This window comes from Mucilaginibacter sp. (assembly GCF_025359345.1).
Lineage (GTDB): Bacteria > Bacteroidota > Bacteroidia > Sphingobacteriales > Sphingobacteriaceae > Mucilaginibacter.
On record NZ_JANYGQ010000022.1, the window covers coordinates 219,153 to 238,573 of the forward strand.

Annotated in this window: 16 protein-coding genes; 10 read left to right on the plus strand and 6 right to left on the minus strand. The window is 43.2% G+C overall.

Annotated elements, in window-relative coordinates; genetic code table 11:
* Window positions 1-21: 21 nt before the first annotated feature.
* Window positions 22-1,494: a glycosyl hydrolase family 39 gene (locus tag Q0R52_RS14090; protein WP_295795341.1), complete on the minus strand. Its 1,473-nt coding sequence runs from the start codon at window positions 1,492-1,494 to the stop codon at window positions 22-24.
* A gap of 16 nt (window positions 1,495-1,510) precedes the next feature.
* Window positions 1,511-2,950: a right-handed parallel beta-helix repeat-containing protein gene (locus Q0R52_RS14095; RefSeq protein WP_295795343.1), complete on the minus strand. Its 1,440-nt coding sequence runs from the start codon at window positions 2,948-2,950 to the stop codon at window positions 1,511-1,513.
* 244 nt (window positions 2,951-3,194) lie between these two features.
* Here Q0R52_RS14095 and Q0R52_RS14100 point away from each other — a divergent pair, with 244 nt between their 5' ends.
* The 7 genes from Q0R52_RS14100 to Q0R52_RS14130 all read left to right on the plus strand — a co-directional run bounded on the left by Q0R52_RS14100 (window position 3,195) and on the right by Q0R52_RS14130 (window position 10,868).
* A complete protein-coding gene (locus tag Q0R52_RS14100) occupies window positions 3,195-3,902 on the plus strand; it encodes an NUDIX domain-containing protein (protein ID WP_295795345.1) in 708 nt (235 codons plus the stop codon).
* 91 nt (window positions 3,903-3,993) lie between these two features.
* Window positions 3,994-5,661, plus strand: a complete 1,668-nt coding sequence (locus Q0R52_RS14105; RefSeq protein WP_295795347.1) for a ribulokinase — start codon at window positions 3,994-3,996, stop codon at window positions 5,659-5,661.
* A gap of 162 nt (window positions 5,662-5,823) precedes the next feature.
* Window positions 5,824-6,525 (plus strand): L-ribulose-5-phosphate 4-epimerase, encoded by a 702-nt coding sequence (locus Q0R52_RS14110; protein WP_252789792.1) that lies wholly within the window; start codon window positions 5,824-5,826, stop codon window positions 6,523-6,525.
* A 112-nt stretch (window positions 6,526-6,637) separates the two neighbouring features.
* Window positions 6,638-8,128, plus strand: coding sequence for an L-arabinose isomerase (araA, locus tag Q0R52_RS14115; RefSeq protein ID WP_295795348.1), 1,491 nt, complete (start codon window positions 6,638-6,640; stop codon window positions 8,126-8,128).
* Window positions 8,129-8,307: 179 nt separating this feature from the next.
* Window positions 8,308-8,676, plus strand: coding sequence for a BlaI/MecI/CopY family transcriptional regulator (locus Q0R52_RS14120; protein WP_295795350.1), 369 nt, complete (start codon window positions 8,308-8,310; stop codon window positions 8,674-8,676).
* Window positions 8,673-10,316 carry a M56 family metallopeptidase gene (locus Q0R52_RS14125; protein WP_295795352.1) on the plus strand — a complete coding sequence of 548 codons (1,644 nt, stop codon included), beginning with the start codon at window positions 8,673-8,675 and terminating at the stop codon, window positions 10,314-10,316. Before Q0R52_RS14120 ends, Q0R52_RS14125 begins: the two co-directional genes overlap by 4 nt.
* A gap of 66 nt (window positions 10,317-10,382) precedes the next feature.
* Window positions 10,383-10,868, plus strand: a complete 486-nt coding sequence (locus Q0R52_RS14130; RefSeq protein WP_295795354.1) for a hypothetical protein — start codon at window positions 10,383-10,385, stop codon at window positions 10,866-10,868.
* 128 nt (window positions 10,869-10,996) lie between these two features.
* Here Q0R52_RS14130 and Q0R52_RS14135 read toward each other — a convergent pair whose 3' ends face one another.
* Together Q0R52_RS14135 and Q0R52_RS14140 are read right to left on the minus strand one after the other, a co-directional pair.
* Window positions 10,997-11,677: a LytTR family DNA-binding domain-containing protein gene (locus Q0R52_RS14135; RefSeq protein ID WP_295795355.1), complete on the minus strand. Its 681-nt coding sequence runs from the start codon at window positions 11,675-11,677 to the stop codon at window positions 10,997-10,999.
* Window positions 11,674-12,735 carry a histidine kinase gene (locus Q0R52_RS14140; protein WP_295795357.1) on the minus strand — a complete coding sequence of 354 codons (1,062 nt, stop codon included), beginning with the start codon at window positions 12,733-12,735 and terminating at the stop codon, window positions 11,674-11,676. Before Q0R52_RS14140 ends, Q0R52_RS14135 begins: the two co-directional genes overlap by 4 nt.
* A gap of 175 nt (window positions 12,736-12,910) precedes the next feature.
* Between Q0R52_RS14140 and Q0R52_RS14145 the strand changes: the two genes are divergently transcribed.
* Window positions 12,911-14,221, plus strand: a complete 1,311-nt coding sequence (locus Q0R52_RS14145) for an erythromycin esterase family protein (protein ID WP_295795359.1) — start codon at window positions 12,911-12,913, stop codon at window positions 14,219-14,221.
* Window positions 14,222-14,292: 71 nt separating this feature from the next.
* Here the strand turns inward: Q0R52_RS14145 and Q0R52_RS14150 are convergent, their stop codons facing one another.
* Window positions 14,293-15,297, minus strand: coding sequence for an EamA family transporter (locus Q0R52_RS14150; protein WP_295795361.1), 1,005 nt, complete (start codon window positions 15,295-15,297; stop codon window positions 14,293-14,295).
* Window positions 15,294-15,743, minus strand: a complete 450-nt coding sequence (locus Q0R52_RS14155; RefSeq protein ID WP_295795364.1) for a DoxX family protein — start codon at window positions 15,741-15,743, stop codon at window positions 15,294-15,296. Before Q0R52_RS14155 ends, Q0R52_RS14150 begins: the two co-directional genes overlap by 4 nt.
* Window positions 15,744-15,825: 82 nt before the next feature.
* On the opposite strand from Q0R52_RS14155, the gene Q0R52_RS14160 reads away from it, so the two are divergent.
* Window positions 15,826-17,337: a PLP-dependent aminotransferase family protein gene (locus Q0R52_RS14160; protein ID WP_295795366.1), complete on the plus strand. Its 1,512-nt coding sequence runs from the start codon at window positions 15,826-15,828 to the stop codon at window positions 17,335-17,337.
* A 155-nt stretch (window positions 17,338-17,492) separates the two neighbouring features.
* Window positions 17,493-19,421 (plus strand): tetratricopeptide repeat protein, encoded by a 1,929-nt coding sequence (locus tag Q0R52_RS14165; protein ID WP_295795368.1) that lies wholly within the window; start codon window positions 17,493-17,495, stop codon window positions 19,419-19,421.

The following is a 19,421-nucleotide window of genomic DNA, read 5'->3' on the forward strand; positions in this document are numbered from 1 at the left end:
GGGTTCGTTTTGATTACCTCCCTATTTCTCCAACACTATCAAACTCACCGCAAACGGCTTCAACTCAATCGAGCCTCCTTTAACAGTGCTTTCAATTGCAGCGTTATCACCAGATGCAGCATCAATTGTGCTTACTTTGGCGCCTGCAAAGCCTGCAGGCAATTTAATAGTTATCGATTTGTTCCGTTTGTTAAGTATCAGTACTTTTTTGCTCCCTGCACTGCTCACAAACCCCTGCGCATGTACATCGCCATTACCGTTATTACCTATACCCGTTTCTACCAAGTTGTCTCCTGCATGGATGTTATCCTTTATTAGCTTAAGCACCCAAAAACGGGCGTTCGGTTTGCTGTTGGTGTAGTTGATCATGCTCACATCAGGGTATTGTGTGGGGAAACCTACCAGTTGCGATTCGCCGATATAATCTATTCCCTGCCTGGTCAGTTCGATAAAGAAATAAGCATAAACAGATGCCGACAGGTTCCAATATTCCTGCGTAATCGGTTGCGCACGCATCGCATTGCTTACAAAGGTGCCCAACTCGTTGATATCCGTTTTGGTTTTTGGCGATAAGCGTTTGCGGATGCTTTCAATAAAGCTCACTTTTTCTAAAAACAAGTCGGCCTTATCAAACAGCGTGTACTCGTAGGCATCAAATTTTTGCCCATCGTTTGCGTTGGCATAACAGTGGTATGATATTACCTCCAGCGGGATGCCCGGCTTATGGTGTTTCGGATTTAAAAAGTATTCAAACCAGTATGGCTTTTCATAGGCCAGGCCAAGTCCGACAATTTTCGTTTTTGGCGATACTTTATGAATTGCCGTGTACATGGCATCATAAACTTTGGTGTACATCTCCGGGGTGAAATTATGCTCCAAATCCGGCTCGTTTAGCACTTCCCAATACTGAAACTCGTAATGATAGCCCGATTTATGGTATTTTCCCAACTCATCCGTGAAACCGCCTTTGGTGTACCAGCTGATCAAACGCTCATAATAGCCGATTAATTCCTTCATGGTTGGGTCCCTGAATTGGGTGCCGCCGCCATAGCCCCAGCCAACTTCGTTAGGGTCGGCTGGGTAAGGTATCTTCTTGTCAGTTTTAAACATCCATTGCGGTATGGTGCTAAAGTTCATGATGATAGAATGCCCCTTGGTGGCCTCCAAAAAATCGATCGTCATAGGGTCTATCAAACTAAAATCCCACGAGGTGGTGGTGGCAGTTGGCGGTTCCAATTCGGCAACTGCAAGTTTTGGATACGGAAACCAGGGCACATAACGCACATAGTCGGCGCCCAAATCCTTCAGGGCACCAAACGAACCATCGTGCATACTGGCTCCACGGCGCAGCATAGGGTTGCCCACAACCTGCAGCGTGGCAGTCGACTTTGAAACCATCGTTGTTTTATCCCATTTTACGGAGAGGTCCATATCCTGTGCTATGCCAATTTGCACTGCAAAAATCAGTACGGCTATAAGTGTGAATTTCCTCATATGCTTTGGTTAAAAATTAATCCGGTTTTAAGTTTTTGATCCCATATTGCCCGGTGTACAAATCCATTTTTCTTAATGGCGATTTTGCCGGTAAATTATAATTGGTAAAGGTTTTCAATTGCGATGCCGATGTTATGGCACTATTACCGGCGTTTTTAAAATCAGGGCATAAATTGAGGCCGGTAAATTTTCCGTCCTTTTGCTCATTCCCTGTTTTAGTCGCCCATTCATTAATATTGGTTATGCCATCAACATAAAATTGTTTGTTGATGCTCCACCAGTCGTTATCATGATATTTTGCATCGCCTATTTTATCCCTGCCCCAAATTAGCGAATCTTTACCAACAAAAATATTATTATAAAACCGGATGCCCCTGCTTGCACTAACTTTCGAAAAGCAAATGGCTGCTACTTTTGCGTTGTAAATTATATTGCCATACACATCGCAATCGTATAACTGCTTTTCATCGTCCGAGCTGTTCCAAACGTACAGCCCTGCCTGCGAATCTGAAACCGTCCCGTCATTTTCGCTGATGTTGTACCTGAAGGTGTTGTGATGCCACGGACTTGCACCCCAATATTGAAAAATGCAGTACCCGCTGCCCTGGTTACCGTACGACACATTGTATTGTACGAGGGAGTTCGTCACTCCCCCATCCAAATCAAAGCCGCCGCCATCAGCCCCGCCTTTCGAGGTTTTGTTTTTGTAGGATAAACAGTGCTGAATGATGACACTGTCAGCTTCATATGCCCAAATACCTACCGGGCCATTACCTATACGCGGCATGTCCCACCCGTTGTTTGTGGCGGTACAATGATCAATCAACACATTTTTACAATCGCCAACTACAATGCCATTGCCGCTGTGGTTGGTAAGGTTTGTTGGGTCGCCCGGATTATTTTCGGCGCGGCAGTTTAATATTTTTATATAGTTGCTTTTCCGGGTTTGATACGGGCCCTCAACGGTAATACCGGCCGAGCCATTATCATGAACAAATACCCTGTTTACTCTTATATTTTGCGACGAGTAAACAAGCAGTCCCGATTTCTGAAAGCCTGAAATATTTAAGTCATCAACATTAATATTTGAACTGTTTATGATTGACAGACCATCTTTAACATTACCGGTTTTACGCCCCGCCCCCAAAAGCTTAAGGCGCTGTATTTTTATATTTTCGTTTTTATAGATGACGATGGCGCTGCTGTCTTTCGCATCAATAATTGCCTGACCGGTTCCGTACGATGTAATTACGATCTGCTTTTTTGTTGTGCCCTTAACGCCTTGCGCAAGTTGCAGCGTGCCTTTAAAAGTTTGGGCACCCTTAAAGTAAACTGTATCACCAGCTATTAAATTGATATTGTTTATTTTATTAATGGACTTGAAAGGTTCGCTTTTTGTACCTGCATATTGGTCGTTTCCTGCGGTATTAATATAGTATGCCTTTGAACGACTCACATTTTGAGCAAAGCTATTGTGATTTGTTACCAGCGACAAAATGATGCAACACACTAAAAATTTTATACAAGGCATTTACAATTGGTTTTGTTTTATTAATCAAAGCTAATTATCCCGCGGTTAAATTGTGGATAAATTGCCATGGTTTACTTAATTTTCGATAGTTAAGTATTAATCCTGTATTTCTTTATCTATCAACAATGTAATACATTTGCCCCTTACATTAAGCAAATCACTTTTAAAAATGCATAAATACTCTAAACAAACCCGTCACTTATTAGCAGTAGATTGTATTATTTTCGGGTTTGATGGAGAGACTTTAAAAATACTATTAATAAAACGTGGCTTTGAGCCCGAAAAAGGCAACTGGAGCCTTATGGGCGGCTTTGTGGAACAAAACGAAAGTCTTGACCAGGCATCAAACCGCATATTAAAGCAACTTACCGGTATTGATGGTGTTTACCTGGAGCAATTGCACACCTTTGGCGATACAAACCGCGACCCGATTGAACGCACTGTATCAACCGCCTACTTTGCTTTAATCGACATTCATCAATACGAAACGCAACTCAGCAATGATTATCATGCAGAGTGGTTTCCATTGAAACAGGTACCAAAGCTTATTTTCGATCACCAGGAAATGGTTGAGGCGGCTAAAAGGCGCATAAGGTACAAGGCAGCCCTTCACCCTATTTTATTTGAATTGTTGCCGGCAAGGTTTACCATACCACAATTACAAATACTTTACGAAAGCGTGTTTAACACCACCATTGATAAAAGAAATTTCAGCAAAAGGGTTTTAGCTACCGGCTTATTGATAAAGCTTGCCGAAAAAGACAAAGCAGGTTCAAAAAGAGGAGCATATTATTACCAGTTAAACATGCAGAACTATTATGCTAAGTTCCAGGCATTTTTAAACTTTATCCCAAATCCGGATACCCTGATACTTTAATAATTACGAAAGTAAAAACATTAATTTTTTTTTCTAAATTTCGTTTTGTCAAAAAATAAGTGTTATTTCGACACTAAAAATAAAACCAATTATGACCACCCACCAATTTGTGATTGGCGTTGACTATGGAACGGATTCTGTTCGCTCGGTTTTAATCGATGCCGCTAATGGCGAAGAAGTTGCCACTTCGGTATTTAATTACCCGCGCTGGCAGCAGGGATTATATTGCAATGCCGCCGAAAACCAATTCAGGCAACACCCGCTTGATTATATTGAAGGGCTGGAAGCGACAATTAAGGATTGTTTAAAGAAGGCTGGCCCGGACGTTGCAAAGGCCGTTAAAGGCCTGGCGGTGGACACAACAGGTTCAACCCCCGTTGCTGTTGACAAAACCGGCACCCCATTAGCTTTAACGCCTGGTTTTGAAACCAACCCGCATGCCATGTTTGTGTTGTGGAAAGACCACACCGGCGTTAATGAAGCGGCGCAGATAAACGACCATGCTACAAAATTCGATACAAATTATTTAAAATATGTGGGTGGCATTTACTCATCCGAATGGTTTTGGGCTAAACTGCTACGCACCTTAAGGGCTGATGAACAAGTCGCCAAAGCCTGCCATAGTTGGGTAGAGCACTGCGACTGGATACCGTTTTTATTAACCGGCGGAACCGATGCTGAGCAAATAAAACGCGGCCGCTGCTCAGCTGGGCACAAAGCCTTGTGGGCCGAAGAGTTTGGCGGGTTACCGCCTGATGAATTCTTTTCATCGCTCGACCCGCTATTATCCGGTTTTACCGAACGTTTATTTAAAGATACTTATACATCCGACGAAGCAGCAGGTACTTTAAGCCCTGAATGGGCCCAAAGGTTGGGCCTCTCAACCGATGTGGTTGTTGGCGTAGGCGCGTTTGACGCCCACATGGGTGCCGTTGGCGGGCAAATTGAGCCATACCACCTGAGCAAGGTAATGGGTACCTCAACTTGTGATATTTTAGTGGCTCCGGCTGCAGACATTGAAGGCAAGCTTATCCGCGGTATTTGCGGGCAGGTAAATGGCTCGGTAATTCCGGGAATGGTGGGGCTTGAGGCAGGGCAATCGGCTTTTGGTGATACTTATGCCTGGTTTAAAAATATTTTGGCCTGGCCGTTGAATGCTTTGACGTCGTCAACCCTTATCGACCAAAAAACAGCCGAAGCTTTGAAAGATGAACTTGTGGCGAAGATAATTCCTGAACTAAGCAGACAAGCGGCATTGTTACCTGTTGACGAAGATAATGAACTTGCGATAGATTGGTTTAATGGCCGCCGCACACCCGACGCCGACCAAACACTTAAAGGTGCAATAACCGGGCTGGGGTTGGGCAGCGATGCCCCGCGTGTGTTCCGCGCATTAGCCGAGGCCACCTGCTTTGGCGCAAAAAGTATTGTGGACAGATTTGTAGAAGAAGGCATACCGGTGAAAGGGCTGATCGGCATTGGCGGCGTTGCAAAAAAATCGCCTTATATTATGCAGATGATGGCCGATGTGCTGGGTATGCCTATCCGGATACACCAGTTTGAGCATACCTGCGCATTGGGTGCAGCCATGTTTGCAGCAGTGGTGGCGGGTATTTATCCGACAGTTGAAGATGCGATGCAGGCAATGGGCCGTGGGTTTGATGCAGAGTATTTTCCGAATGAAGAACTTAATGAGATTTATCAAAATAGATACCAGCAATATGCCGGGTTGGGGAAATTTATTGAGGGCACTAAATAAATAATTATCGCGAATTTCGCGCAGGGCGGTGCCCTGCGCTGACGAATTTGACCCTTTCAGGGTCAGCAGTAATTGGTAGAACCCAAAGCTAAAAGCCCTGAAAGGGCGAAATTCACCAGCACAAGTCGCAGGCCTGTGCGATAACGAATTGAAAATATACTAATGAGCAAATATCAGCGTATAAAACAAAGCGCGTACGATGCAAACATGCAGCTGCCCAAACTGGGGCTGGTGCTGTTTACCTTTGGCAATGTAAGCGCCGCCGACCGTGAACTTGGTGTTTTTGCTATAAAGCCGAGCGGCGTGCCCTATGAAGAGCTTTCGCCTGAAAAAATGGTGATTGTTGATTTCGACGGCAATACCATCGAGGGAGACTTAAGACCTTCGTCGGACACAAAAACCCATGCTGTGTTGTATAAAAATTGGGCGGGTATTAACGGAATAGTGCATACCCATTCAACCTATGCAACGGCCTGGGCACAATCGCAGCGGTGCATACCGATATTTGGCACCACCCATGCCGATCATTTGACGGTTGATATCCCCTGTGCGCCGCCGATGGATGATGAAATGATAAGGGGCGATTATGAATATCAAACCGGCTTCCAGATTATCAATCATTTTGAACAAGCCGGATTGGACTATAGAGAAACAGAAATGGTGCTGGTAGGTAACCACGCCCCTTTTACATGGGGCAAAACTGCCGAAAAAGCGGTTTACAACAGCGCGGTATTGGAGTCGGTAGCGCAAATGGCCTACTTAACAGAGCAGATAAACAACAACGCACCCCGATTAAAGGATTCGTTAATAAAAAAACATTTTGAGCGCAAACACGGGCCGGATTCTTACTATGGACAGAGTTGAGTTAGCAGTTTTGAGTAAGCAGTTCGCAGTAGATAACTAAGTAAATGGCTTTTTCAATCACTAATTCACTAAATCGCTAATTCACTAATTATAAAAAATCACTAATTATAACATGATAGATCTTAAAGCATTTGAAGTGTGGTTTATAACCGGGAGCCAACACTTATATGGTGAAGAAACTTTAAAACTGGTTGCAGAGCATTCTCAGCAAATTGCAAAGGGTTTGGACGGTGCGGCAGGTACGCCCGTTAGCGTGGTTTACAAACCGGTTGTTAAAACCCCGGAAGAAATTTACGCCACCCTCCAGGATGCCAATACCACAGCAAATTGCATCGGTATCATAACTTGGATGCACACCTTCTCCCCTGCCAAAATGTGGATTCGCGGCTTAAGCATCCTGCAAAAACCAATGCTGCACCTGCATACGCAGTTTAACCGCGATATTCCGTGGAGTTCTATCGATATGGATTTCATGAACCTGAACCAAAGCGCCCATGGCGACCGCGAGTTTGGTTTCATCGTATCACGCATGCGCAAAAACCGCAAAGTTGTGGTTGGCCATTGGCAGGACCCGGAAGTATTGGGCCAAATAAATGCCTGGGCAAGGGCCGCAGCCGGCTGGCACGACTGGCAGGGCGCAAAATTTGCCCGCATTGGCGATAACATGCGCTATGTTGCCGTTACCGAGGGTGATAAGGTAGAGGCTGAATTAAAATTTGGTTACGCTGTAAATACCTATGGCGTTGGCGATTTGGTGAAGATTATTGATAGCATAAGCGATGATGCAGTTAACGAATTGCTTACAGAATATGAAGCAACTTACACCATGGCTGCTGATTTGCAAAAAGGCGGGGCAAAACATCAATCGGTATATGATGCAGCAAAAATTGAACTCGGCTTAAAGAAGTTTTTAGAAGACGGTGGCTTTAAAGGCTTCACTGATACATTTGAAGATTTACACGGCATGATACAGTTGCCGGGCATTGCAGCCCAACGGTTGATGGCCGCAGGCTATGGCTTTGCCGGCGAGGGCGACTGGAAAACTGCCGCGCTAGTGCGTGCCTTTAAAGTAATGGGTAGTGGCCTTAAGGGAGGCAATGCCTTTATGGAAGATTACACCTATCATTTCGACCCAAATAATCAGTTGGTCTTAGGTTCACATATGCTGGAAATTGATGCATCGTTGGCCAATGGCAAAGCAGCGTTAGAAGTTCACCCTCTTGGCATCGGCGGCAAAGCCGACCCTGCAAGGCTGGTATTTAATGTGGCAGGTGGCGCGGCATTAAACGCTTCGATAGTAGATATGGGCAACCGTTTCCGTTTGTTAATTAACGAAGTGGAAGCCGTTGAACCGCAGAATGATTTGCCAAACCTGCCTGTTGCGCGTGTACTTTGGAAACCGTACCCAGATATGAAAACCGGCTGCGCAGCCTGGATATACGCTGGAGGGGCGCACCATACCGCTTATAGCCAAAACCTGACCGCCGAACATTTGCAGGATTTTGCAGATATAGCCGGACTGGAATTTATTCGTATTGGGAAAGATACAAAACTTGACCAGTTACGGAATGAATTGCGGTGGAATGATGCGAGTTATAAATAAACACGATTGAAGGATTGGCAGGATTAGCTTGTAGATCATTAATGAACGAACCCTGTTAAATGGAAATTTTAACAGGGTTCGTTTATTTTAAATCATCCCGCAAAAAGCAAAACTGAAAAATAAGTTATAAAACGTATTTCATAGTTTTATAACTTAAAAATAAGTTGTAGCTTTGGTTTATGGAGGAATTAACCAAGACCGAAGAACGTGTAATGCAGGTAATATGGAAGTTAAAAAGCTGTTTTGTTAAAGACATTATTGATACTTTGCCCGACGAGCCAAAACCGCCGTACAACACCATTTCATCGGTTGTAAGGCTGCTCGAAAAAAAGGGTTATGTTGGCTATAAGGCTTACGGGAAAACTTACGAATACTTCCCGGTTATCTCCAAAGCCGCTTACCGTAAAGCCTCGTTCTCCAAATTTTTTGCGGGATATTTTGACAACTCAGCTGAGAACCTGTTTTCATTTATGTTAAAGGAAGAACAGCTAAGCAATGATGAAATAAAAAAATTACAGGATATCATCAATAACAACCAGGAGCAATGAGCGTAGTCGTATATTTTTTCCAGGTATCGGCTTGTACAGGCATTTTCTACCTTTTTTACTTATTGCTTTTACGCAGGCTTACTTTTTTTACCATTAACCGGTGGTATTTGCTTGCTTCTATATTGCTAAGTTTTGCCATCCCGGCAATCAAATTGCCGGTAACTCCACAGCAACAATACATACCTATAGTGCAGCAGGTAATTTATGTAAATACATTGCAAAAATTTCCATCGTCAGTTACTCCCGTATTGAAAAGCGCAATTGTGCCTGCGGGCAATTTCAGCTGGTTGGTATTGCTAAAAACGACTTATCTTTTCATCACCATTGCGTTAGCGTGCCACCTGTTAATATCAATTATACTTTTATTAAAACGGTTAAGCCGGCAAAAGGGCGTCAAAGTAAATAATGCGGTTATATTAAGGTGTAATAAAAGGTTAGCTAATGGCTCCTTTCTTAATTATATTTTTTTAGAAGAAGGCAATCTGTCAGAAATTGAGCAACAACAGGTAATTGCACACGAAATGCTGCATGTTAAGCTACATCACTCGGCCGACCGCATTCTGCTGACGCTGGTTCAAATTATTTTATGGTTTAATCCTTTTGTTTACTTGTATGCTAACGCGGTAGAAGAAAACCACGAGTTTGAGGTCGACAGGGAAATGGCGTTATCAACTAATAAAAATAATTACGCCAACCTCTTACTTAGTCTGGCCGTTAACGGGCAGAGCATGTTGTGCAATAATTTCAGCAAGGCCCCGCTAAAAAAGCGCATTGAAATGTTATTTACTAAACCCTCAAACAATATGAAAAAATCGGTTTACCTGCTTATAATACCGCTGGTGTTATTAAGCTGCCTGGCCTTTGCCCGGCTACAACACATTCATGCTAAAAAAGCCAGTATTGCTGCGCGACAGGCAGTAAGGTATCGCCAAAATGTTAAATTAAGAGCCGGCGAATTGCGCGCGCAGGCAAAATTTGAAGTTTACCGAAAAACCGATGACTATAAAAATAAAAGCAAAGCCTTAAATGACATTAGCGGCAAAGAGCTAAACGTGGTTATCCAGGACGTTATTAAGGATCAGCATACTGATAAAACCACTGGCTTTTTGATTAACTATAACAATAACAACTTTGAACTTCGCTCGCTATACGGACAGGAAAAACAATTGAATAACCTGCTGAATAAAGGAGATAAAGTAAGCATGAAAGTATTTTCCTGTTCTTTTGGCGAAAACCAGCCTATTACAATCAGTCCGGCTTACGTTTACAAAGATGGTGCAAAAATATTCCAACTGGCCGAAGCGGACAAAATACCTGCTTACCCATTTTTGTATGAGCGCAATAAAGTAAGGTTTGCCGACGGGCAGGTTACCAATATTGAAAAATATCCCGGTGGAAAGTGGAAATCCGCGATTTTCGAAACGGTAAATGGCTATAAATTTAACCTTAGTTTTAAACCAACCGCCCCTGATCTTAATGTCGTCGAATCCGGAGATCATGTGAGACTACGATTTGTTCACGAATTACAAAAGGGTAGCAAAGAATATATGATAAACGACTGGGTTTCAATCTCGCCAGACGAAAAAGACTACGGTATTAAAAACCCTGATTTGTTTTATAAATTTTATACAACAATTTAATATACTTCATTTAGCTGGATGATTAATTTGTATCAAACTTTTGCCCGCTAAAACTGTCATAGTGTTATGAAATATTTAAATCTGCTTTGCATAATATCGTTGTTGATTGCGTCATGCTCGTCAAATAATAATAAAACTGAAAATAAAGATGCAGATAAGGCAGATTCAACTAAAATAACGGCGGCGTCTGCGACGGCTACCGACACCTCGCGTTGTTTTTTATTAACTGAAGGCACTAAAAACCAGGACAGCACAACTATTGAGCTTGCTATAAAAAATAATAAAGTAACCGGCCAGATGAACTGGCTACCTTATCAAAAGGACAGCCGCAAAGGAACGCTTACAGGCACTGCAAAAGGCGACACCGTTAACGCTGTGTGGAGTTTTATGCAGGAAGGCATGACAGATACCATCGGTTTGAAATTGGTGTTGAACGGTAACAGGCTAATGCAGAAACCGCTGACATTTGATGCAAAAACAGGCCGCCAGCATACCGACGAAAAGGCTGGATATACGGTTGTTTATAAGGAAACGGGCAAAGCGAATAAATAAAATTTTCCCTTGTAGAGAGACGCGATGCTTCGCGTCTCCCGCGGATAGGTAACAAACCTTACAAATCCGCCATTTATAGCTGTAGACGCGAAGTATCGCGTCTCTACAACACCTCAATTAATACATTATCAACCATTTATCTGTGTTAATAACCCTTTCTTATACAACTGCCCTACCGGCACAAATTGCTGGTTTGACAGCACAATATTATCCTGCACTATACGGTTAATAAAAGCCTTGTTTACAATGTACGAACGATGTGTTTGTACAAAAACTTCGGGGTTCAATTTTTCTAAAATACCTTTTAAGGTGTGGTAGATTATATGCGTTTGGGTTGCCGTTATAATTTTTACATAATCACGACAGCCCTCTACGTAAATAATGTCCGGCTGTTTTAGTACTAACAGGCCTTGTTTATCTTTAATGGTAAGCGTATCTATCGGGCCTTCTACCATTTGCACTACCCCATTTTTTACCTTTTCAACAGCCTTTACAAAGCGTTCGTACGAAAATGGTTTTAACAAGTAATCAACCGCGTCCAACTCAAATCCTTCGTAAGCATATTGTTTATAAGCGGTTGTAAAAATTGTTTTAGGCGGCTTAGGCAGCGCTTTTAAAAAATTGATACCATTAACCAGCGGCATTTCAATATCAAGAAACAGCACGTCGACGCTGTTTTTACCCAGGTACTCAAAAGCATCAAAAGCATTTCGGAATGCGCCGGCCAGTTGCATACCCGGTGTTTGGGCAATATAATGCTCCAACACCCGGTGCGCCAGCGGCTCGTCATCAATAATTACACACTTCATTTATAGTTAATAGTTAGCGCTGCAATATAGCCATTGCCGCTTTTCAGCAGCGAAAACTGGTATTTATTTAAATAATAAAGTTCAAGCCGTTTTTTAATATTGATAAGGCCAATGCCGCCATTTACGGGCTTCCCGGCCGGTGGTGCCTGCTGGTAAATATCGTTTTTTATAGTGAAGCTGATGCTATTGCCGATAATTTCCAGCTTTGCCTCCACTCCTGCTGTATCTTCAATTTTATGTTTACCATGCTTAAAAGCGTTTTCAACCAGCGGCAGAAACAGCAAAGGTGGGATTTGTACTTCCGGAATTAACGCCGGCAATTCCAGCGTAATTTTTGCATTAGGGAATTTCTTTTGCTCCAGCTCAAAATAGCCCTCCAAAAAAGTGGCTTCGTCCTGCAGGCTCACAGTTTCTTTATCACAATCATACAAAATATACTGCATCATTTGCGACAGCAGCAAAATAAACCTCGGGGTGTCTTTCGAGCCGGTGAGGCTCATGCCGTACAAGCCGTTCAGGGTATTAAATAAAAAATGCGGCTGTAATTGAGCTTTGAGCATACCCAATTGTAGTTGTAAGTTATCAGTTTCAATTTTATGGCGCAGCTTTTCGTTCTGGTAACTAAAGCGGGCGAAAGCAATGCAGAAAAAAGCGAGTAAATCTGTAAATATAGAGTTTATATCGGGCCTTAACCAGGCGTACATACCCACGAAGAACCTGTGTACCACCAAGCCTTTGGTACACTGCGCAAACAGCCAGGCAAACGCAAAATCATTAAACGGGCTTATCACCAAAAACACCAGCAACGTTGTGCCGAATAACAGCCAATACCGCTTGGCGAACAACAATCGCGGTACTGCCCATCGATAATATGGGATCAAATAAAGCGTACGGCAAAAGCTAAACGCGCAAACCTGCAGGTAAGGGAAATTGGCCGTGCGGATTACAGGCAGACCAGCCTGGTCGAGGTAGTACGAATACTTATATAAGCCTACATAAAGCAGCCATATCAGTACTTCGAACGCTATAGGGAATGTTATTCGGTTTCTTTTTTGCACAGTGCTAAAGTGGGGCAATTATCATTTCTATCGTTGGCATTTTCGACTAAACATACTTTTTGCCCGACTAAACCTTTCCTGTTTTTTTTGGTGGGGCGAATTTAGCCTGTGGTCGAAAAGTGCATAAGTCAGCACCATAATCGTGCTTGATTTGCAGCATAAATAACGAAAAAATATGAAAACTACCTTATTTACATTTATCGCATCAGCGCTGTTGACAGTAACCGCTAACAATTTTTTATCGGCGCAGCCAAAAGCAAAAACGCAAATTGACCTGAGTCTGAATGTCGCCGCAGCAAACCCGGTAAACATGCAAAGCTATGAAGCCTTCAAACAATCCATTAAGCCCCTTATTGAAAAAATGGGCGCCAAACAAATTGTTGGTCTTGGTGAGGGCACGCACGGCACTGCCGAGTTTTACAAGCTGCGTTATTGGATAAGCCGCATTTTAATTGAAGAAAAAGGCTTTAACCATATTGCTTTTGAAAATGATTACAGCGATAGCTGGTTGCTAAACAGCCAGCTGAATACCAGCGCCAACCTCGACAGCCTGATGAAAAAGCACATGCTTAGCATCTGGCAAAATACCGAAACCAAAGAACTGCTGACCTGGGTAAAGGAATATAATAGCAAGCATAGTAATAAAGTAACCATTGACGGTATTGACTATGTGTACATAACCGCTGATATTGAAATGCTTAAAACCTTGCTGGCAAAAACCACCGCGGCAAATTTGCTGGACTCAATGACCACTGTTGAAAAGGCAGCAAATTTGCAGGATGCCAATTGGGAAGGAATGAACAAACCCGGCTTTAACGTTGATTATGAAGCCGTTGGAAAAAGCAGTGCCCACGGCTATAAAGTAGCCGATAAGTTGGACAAGCAAATTGCAGCATCGGGTTTATCGGAAGGCGATAAAGCTGCATGTCATTTAGCTTTGCTAAATATTGAGCAGGCATTTTCTCCTTTTTATGATGAGGCGATGAAACTGCCCGAGGCATCGCGCGATAGCAACATGGCTTACAACGCATCATTGATAATGAAACAGCACGGCGCCAAAATGATTATCTGGGCGCATGATGCCCACCTGGCAAAAACGGGCATTTACAACAACGAAGTTGGCGGCACGGGTGGCAAAATACTTAGTATGTTCCCTAACAACTATTTTGTGCTGGGTAGCGGCACGGCAACCGGAACATTTGCAGCCACAAAAGAGCCACGCGACACTTATACCAACGCAATGGCCGCCTATACGTTAGAGAAGCCGATTGCCGATTCATGGGAAGAAACATTAAATAATATTTCGGGTCCGGCATTTTATTTTGAGCCGGCGCAGTTCAATCCTCAGAAAACAAGCAAGCAAATGCGCTTTATAGGTTACGGCCCTGATAGCGGTATAAAAACCTATGACAAAACCAATGTGAATGATATGTACGATGCGTTTTTATTTGTGAAGGAGACGCATGCGGCAACGCCGTTGAAATAAAACTTTTCCAATACCCACAAAAAAATCCCGGCCGGCATTACGCCAACCGGGATTTTTCACTATTAACCTTATTAACACGCTTTCAGTACTTTGCCATCAGCTCGCAACTCAGTAAGTTCAATAACCGGCGCTTCGGGTTTCTTTTCTTTCATTGCGCTGCGGTATTTATCAAGGTTGATGAGCAGCACGCTGAATAAGATGATTGCCAATCCAGCTATTTGCAGCACAGAGATATGTTCCCCTGCAAAAAGCATCCCCAGTAACAGTGCGATAACCGGGTTAACGTATGAGTGTGTGCTTACCTGTGTAACCGGGCGTACCTGCAGCAGCCATATGTATGCGCTGAACGCACCGATAGAACCGAATATTATTAAATAAAGTAAAGCCATCCATGCCTGTGTTGGTACATGTTGGATGTTAAAGCTGCCAACCTCGTGGTGTGCAAAAGCCGCAGGCACAAAGGCAAGGCCTGCAATGATCATTTGCCAGGCGGTATTTAAACGAGCTGGACTACTGCTGCCTTTCCTTTTCGAAAATAATGACCCCGCCGACCATGCAACTGTTCCAAGCAATAACAAGCCAACCCCAAAAAGCATTGAAGGATTATAATTACCGCCAAGTGCTTTACTTAACTGCTCACCAAATAATAACATTACCCCAGCAAAACCAACAAGCACCCCTAAAATAACGGCCTTGTTTCTAAAATTGGTGCGGTAGTTGACTTTATCCATCAAAACAAACCAAATAGGGCTTGCCGAAACCAATATGGCAACCATGGCACTGGGTAAAGTTTGTTCAACCCAAATTACGATGCCTGTTGCCACAAACAGCGTAAGCAAACCGCTGATGCCCGAGTTGATGACGTCCCGTTTAACCCAAATTTTATCGCCTTTAAATGCACTGTAACCAAGCAATAATAAGCCCGCGGTAGTGAAGCGAAATGCTCCCATTAACATGGGTGGGAAACCATTTACAGCCATTTTTATAAAAAAGTAGGTTGAGCCCCATACGATATAAACCGTAGCGAACGCGATTATCACCAATAATGCAGGCGCTTTTTGCTGAATTGTTTTCATGATTGTTGATTTTTATTTAATAGTGAATCTATACTCCATTTATAATCCGGAAGTGATGCCAATAGCAGGCTTGCTGCGCTAACTGTAAAAACCGAATAGCCCAAAGGCGATTCAATTCCGAATGATATGGCCATTGAAATGCCAAAGGCTAAGGCCAATAAGCCACTGCCTATTGCCGCAACCCTTGTGAAAAATCCGGTTAACAGCATCAGTCCGAATAACCCTTCGCCTAAAGTGGCAATTACAGCGAAAATAGGTATTAGCCCGGCAGGCATAAAAGCCATGGTTTGGCGGGCATAATCCAAAAAATGGGCCCAGTCGCCCCAGCCTACATGTGGCTGGCCATGTTTGCCAATGATGCCCAGTCGATCGGCAACCTCCCACAGGTAGCTGAATGCCAGCCCTGCCCTTAGGTATACCGATGAATATTTTTTGATGAGTTGCATATTATTTTTGTTTGCTGCTGTAAAATTAATACGTCATTGGACTATCTTTATAGTCCAGAAAGCACAAACAAGGTAGTCCAGTATGCAATTTCCCAAAGGCCTCATTATCATCGACAAAAACTCGCATGTGCCGGTTTATTTGCAGATAGCAAACGGCATTATCAGCCATATAAGGCGCGGCACGTTAAAGCCCGCATCGGCACTGCCGGGAAGCAGGATACTGGCTGCTGACTTGCAGGTGCACCGCAAAACAGTGGTGGCGGCTTACGACGAATTGTATGCCCAAAGCTGGGTTGATGCCTACCCGCGTAAAGGCATTTTTGTTGCCAAAAATCTGCCTGATGTGTCACCAAGGAAAATCAAAGATGAGTTACAGCCAAATGCGTATCCTGGTAAAACATTTTTTGAAGTACCGGTCAGTTCTTCACCGTTTTCGCAGCCTTTCCAAAAAAAGCCGGAACATAACCTGGTTTTTGATGACGGCTTCCCCGATACGCGCCTTGCTCCTATTGAGTTAATGGTACGCGAATACCGCCGTTTTGCCCGGTATCATTTTACGTCGAAGTACCTGTTGTACGGCCCCGAACAGGGTTCAGAAAATTTACGAAATGAGCTTGCTCGCTTTTTTGGCGAAACACGCGGCCTGCAGGTTAACCCCGAAAATATTTTGATAACCAAAGGCGTGCAGATGGCCTTGTATCTCATCGGGCAGGTGTTAATCAGTAAAAACGACATTGTTATTGCAGGAGACCCCGGTTATACCGTAGCCAGCGAGATTTTTGAACTGGCCGGAGCTAAAGTACAGTTGGTACCGGTTGACGAAAACGGCATTAATGCTGACGCTATCGACGACATCTGCAAAAAGAAAAAAGTCAGGCTGGTTTATGTAATCCCACACCACCATAGCCCAACAACGGTAACTCTTAGTGCTGAACGACGCATGCAATTGCTCGAACTGGCACGCAAACATAAATTTGCCATAGTTGAAGACGATTATGACTTTGATTTTCATTACGCCAGCAGCCCAATATTGCCATTGGCCAGTGTTGATTATTGTGGTTCGGTCGTTTATGTAGGGTCGTTTTCAAAAACCATCGCGCCGGGTATCCGAATAGGTTTTATGATAGCACCGCAAAATTTAATTATACAGGCCACCCGTTTCCGCAAACTGGTCGACCGGCAGGGTGAGCAACTGATTGAAGAAGCCATGGCCGCCCTGATCAAAAACGGGGACATAAGCCGTCATCTTAAAAAGGCAAACAAAACTTATCACGAGCGGCGTGATATATTGTGCCGCCTACTACAGGAAAAGTTAGGCGAATATGTGAAGTTCAAAATACCGGACGGAGGGTTCGCCATCTGGATAGAATACTTAAAAGGGCTAAAGCCCGCAGAGGTGGCAGCAAAAGCAGCAACTATGGGGCTCACTATAAGCGACGGCACCGATTACTACCATGACCCCGCCTATCTCCATAATCACGTCAGGATTGGCTTTGCATCATTAAATCCAAAGGAGTTGGAGCAAGCGGTTGATATTTTAAAAAAAGCAATTGTTGCATTACTGGCAAACCCACAAGTGGCAATTTCCTTATGAAGCTTATTATTTGTTGTATGTATTAGGGTATTAAAATATACCCTTGGTACGGTATTGGTAAAAAACTATGAAAAGCTAAATTTGAAAGTGCCCTAGTTTATATTGACACATAGCTGAAAATCAGATTGATTTATTAGATTTAACCAAAAACCGGGATGCGAAAAAACAATATAAAAAAAGCATTAAAATATATCTATATAATACTATTGCTTTTATCGGCCAGTTTGTCAAAAGCACAGGAGGCAGGCAACGACTCATTAGCTGCTACCACATTATTCAGCCAGGCCAAATCACTGTTCCTTTCCGATCGTACAACGGCGCTGTCAAAATCACTGGCGGGCCTCGAAATCGCCGAAAAGATAAATAACAAAACGCTGCAGGGTAATTTTAACAATGTTATTGGGCTCATTTACACCTATCAAAGTAAATATGATGTTGCTGCCAAATATTATGCAAAGGCTAAAGAATTTGCCATTCAAATAAAAGACAAGGTAATGTTATCGAAGGTATATAACAATCTGGGACTGAACTATATGCAGGAGGGTAAACAATTGGAGGCCATACAACAATCTTTGAACGCAATAAAGGTGCTGGAAGAAATTGGAAACACCGCCGGCCTTGGCGATACCTATGCCAATATCAGTAATTCATACATCAGGCTAAACCTTTATGGTAAAGCCCTTGCTTATGCCGATTCGGCTTTGAAGTATTTTAAGCAAATAAACAAGCTTTCGGGTATGGCAAATATCTATAACAATTATGGCTTTATTTATTCGGATACTAAACAGATACCAAAGGCGCTGGTCTATTTTGCAAAATCGCTAAAAATAAAGGAGCAAATGAACGACCAGGACGGGCAGGCAAATACCCTAAGCAATATGGGTACTGCCTATCACGACCTCAAAGAATATGGAAAAGCAATGGATTTTTTCAATAAAGCCGAGAAGTTGTACAAACTTGCCAACGACCCCAAAGGCATTGCGGAAGTACAAACCAACATGGCCAATGTTAAAGCGGCCATGAAAGACGGCTCCGCCCTTGCCGACTCAAAGAAAACCTATGAATACGCAAAAAAGAATACGACCCAGGAACAGCAACGGGACATAGCCCTGGTGGTTTCCAAAAATTACCGGAATATTAAAGATTATGAAAACAGCCTAAAATACTATAGAATATACGACAGCCTGAAAGATGTAACCATCAACGAAGCAATGCTAAAGCAAATTGCAACCCTTGAAGCGACTTATCAAAACGAAAAAAAGCAGCAGCAAATAAAGCTATTAAGCAAGCAAAACACCATACAGCAATTACAGCTTAACAAAAAAAATCTCACTATTTACATTATTGCCATAGCATTCCTGCTGTCGGGAGTTATAGTTTACCAGTTATACAGCCGCAATAAAATAAAGCAGGCTGCCAAATTGCAGGCTGCCATAATTCATCAGCAAAATCTTGCAGCTAAAGGCATAATTGAGGCCGAAGAACGGGAACGCAAACGAATTGCCGGCGATTTGCACGATGGCGTCGGCCAGCTGTTTTCAGCCGTTAAATTAAACCTGGGGGTTTTGATAGATAAGTACGTGGTAAAGCAGGACGCGGCAGCGAAACTATCAGAAAAAACGATGGCCATGGTTGATGAAAGCTGCGTCGAAGTACGCTCCATAGCTCACCAGATGATGCCAAACGCCCTGATAAAAAGTGGGCTGGTATCGGCCCTGCGCGATTTCATCAACAAAATACAGTCGGACAGACTGAAGATACAAATTGAGACGCAGGGCATTGACAAACCGCTCGACAGTAATGTTGAAACGGTGCTTTACCGGGTAATACAGGAGTCGGTTAACAACGTTATTAAACATGCACAAGCATCGGTGCTCGATATTTTTTTGCTGTGCGATGATAAAGAAATTACGGCAACCATTGAAGACAATGGTAAGGGTTTTGACATGGCAAGTAAAAAGGACTTTACCGGCATTGGCTTAAAAAACATAATTAGCCGTGTTGAATTTTTAAGAGGCAGTGTTGAAGTGTCCTCCTCGCCCGGCAAGGGCACGCTTGTTGCAATCTATGTTCCATTAGCCTGA

Excerpts from the sequence above, each read along its gene's own strand:
- Q0R52_RS14165 (WP_295795368.1), top strand. The coding sequence starts at position 17,493 with ATGCGAAAAAACAATATAAAAAAAGCATTAAAATATATCTATATAATA.
- Q0R52_RS14110 (WP_252789792.1), top strand. The coding sequence starts at position 5,824 with ATGAGCAAATATCAGCGTATAAAACAAAGCGCGTACGATGCAAACATG.
- Q0R52_RS14125 (WP_295795352.1), top strand. The coding sequence starts at position 8,673 with ATGAGCGTAGTCGTATATTTTTTCCAGGTATCGGCTTGTACAGGCATT.
- Q0R52_RS14160 (WP_295795366.1), top strand. The coding sequence starts at position 15,826 with ATGCAATTTCCCAAAGGCCTCATTATCATCGACAAAAACTCGCATGTG.
- Q0R52_RS14135 (WP_295795355.1), bottom strand. The coding sequence starts at position 11,677 with ATGAAGTGTGTAATTATTGATGACGAGCCGCTGGCGCACCGGGTGTTG.
- Q0R52_RS14100 (WP_295795345.1), top strand. The coding sequence starts at position 3,195 with ATGCATAAATACTCTAAACAAACCCGTCACTTATTAGCAGTAGATTGT.
- Q0R52_RS14090 (WP_295795341.1), bottom strand. The coding sequence starts at position 1,494 with ATGAGGAAATTCACACTTATAGCCGTACTGATTTTTGCAGTGCAAATT.
- Q0R52_RS14145 (WP_295795359.1), top strand. The coding sequence starts at position 12,911 with ATGAAAACTACCTTATTTACATTTATCGCATCAGCGCTGTTGACAGTA.
- Q0R52_RS14155 (WP_295795364.1), bottom strand. The coding sequence starts at position 15,743 with ATGCAACTCATCAAAAAATATTCATCGGTATACCTAAGGGCAGGGCTG.
- Q0R52_RS14105 (WP_295795347.1), top strand. The coding sequence starts at position 3,994 with ATGACCACCCACCAATTTGTGATTGGCGTTGACTATGGAACGGATTCT.
- Q0R52_RS14120 (WP_295795350.1), top strand. The coding sequence starts at position 8,308 with ATGGAGGAATTAACCAAGACCGAAGAACGTGTAATGCAGGTAATATGG.
- araA (WP_295795348.1), top strand. The coding sequence starts at position 6,638 with ATGATAGATCTTAAAGCATTTGAAGTGTGGTTTATAACCGGGAGCCAA.
- Q0R52_RS14150 (WP_295795361.1), bottom strand. The coding sequence starts at position 15,297 with ATGAAAACAATTCAGCAAAAAGCGCCTGCATTATTGGTGATAATCGCG.
- Q0R52_RS14130 (WP_295795354.1), top strand. The coding sequence starts at position 10,383 with ATGAAATATTTAAATCTGCTTTGCATAATATCGTTGTTGATTGCGTCA.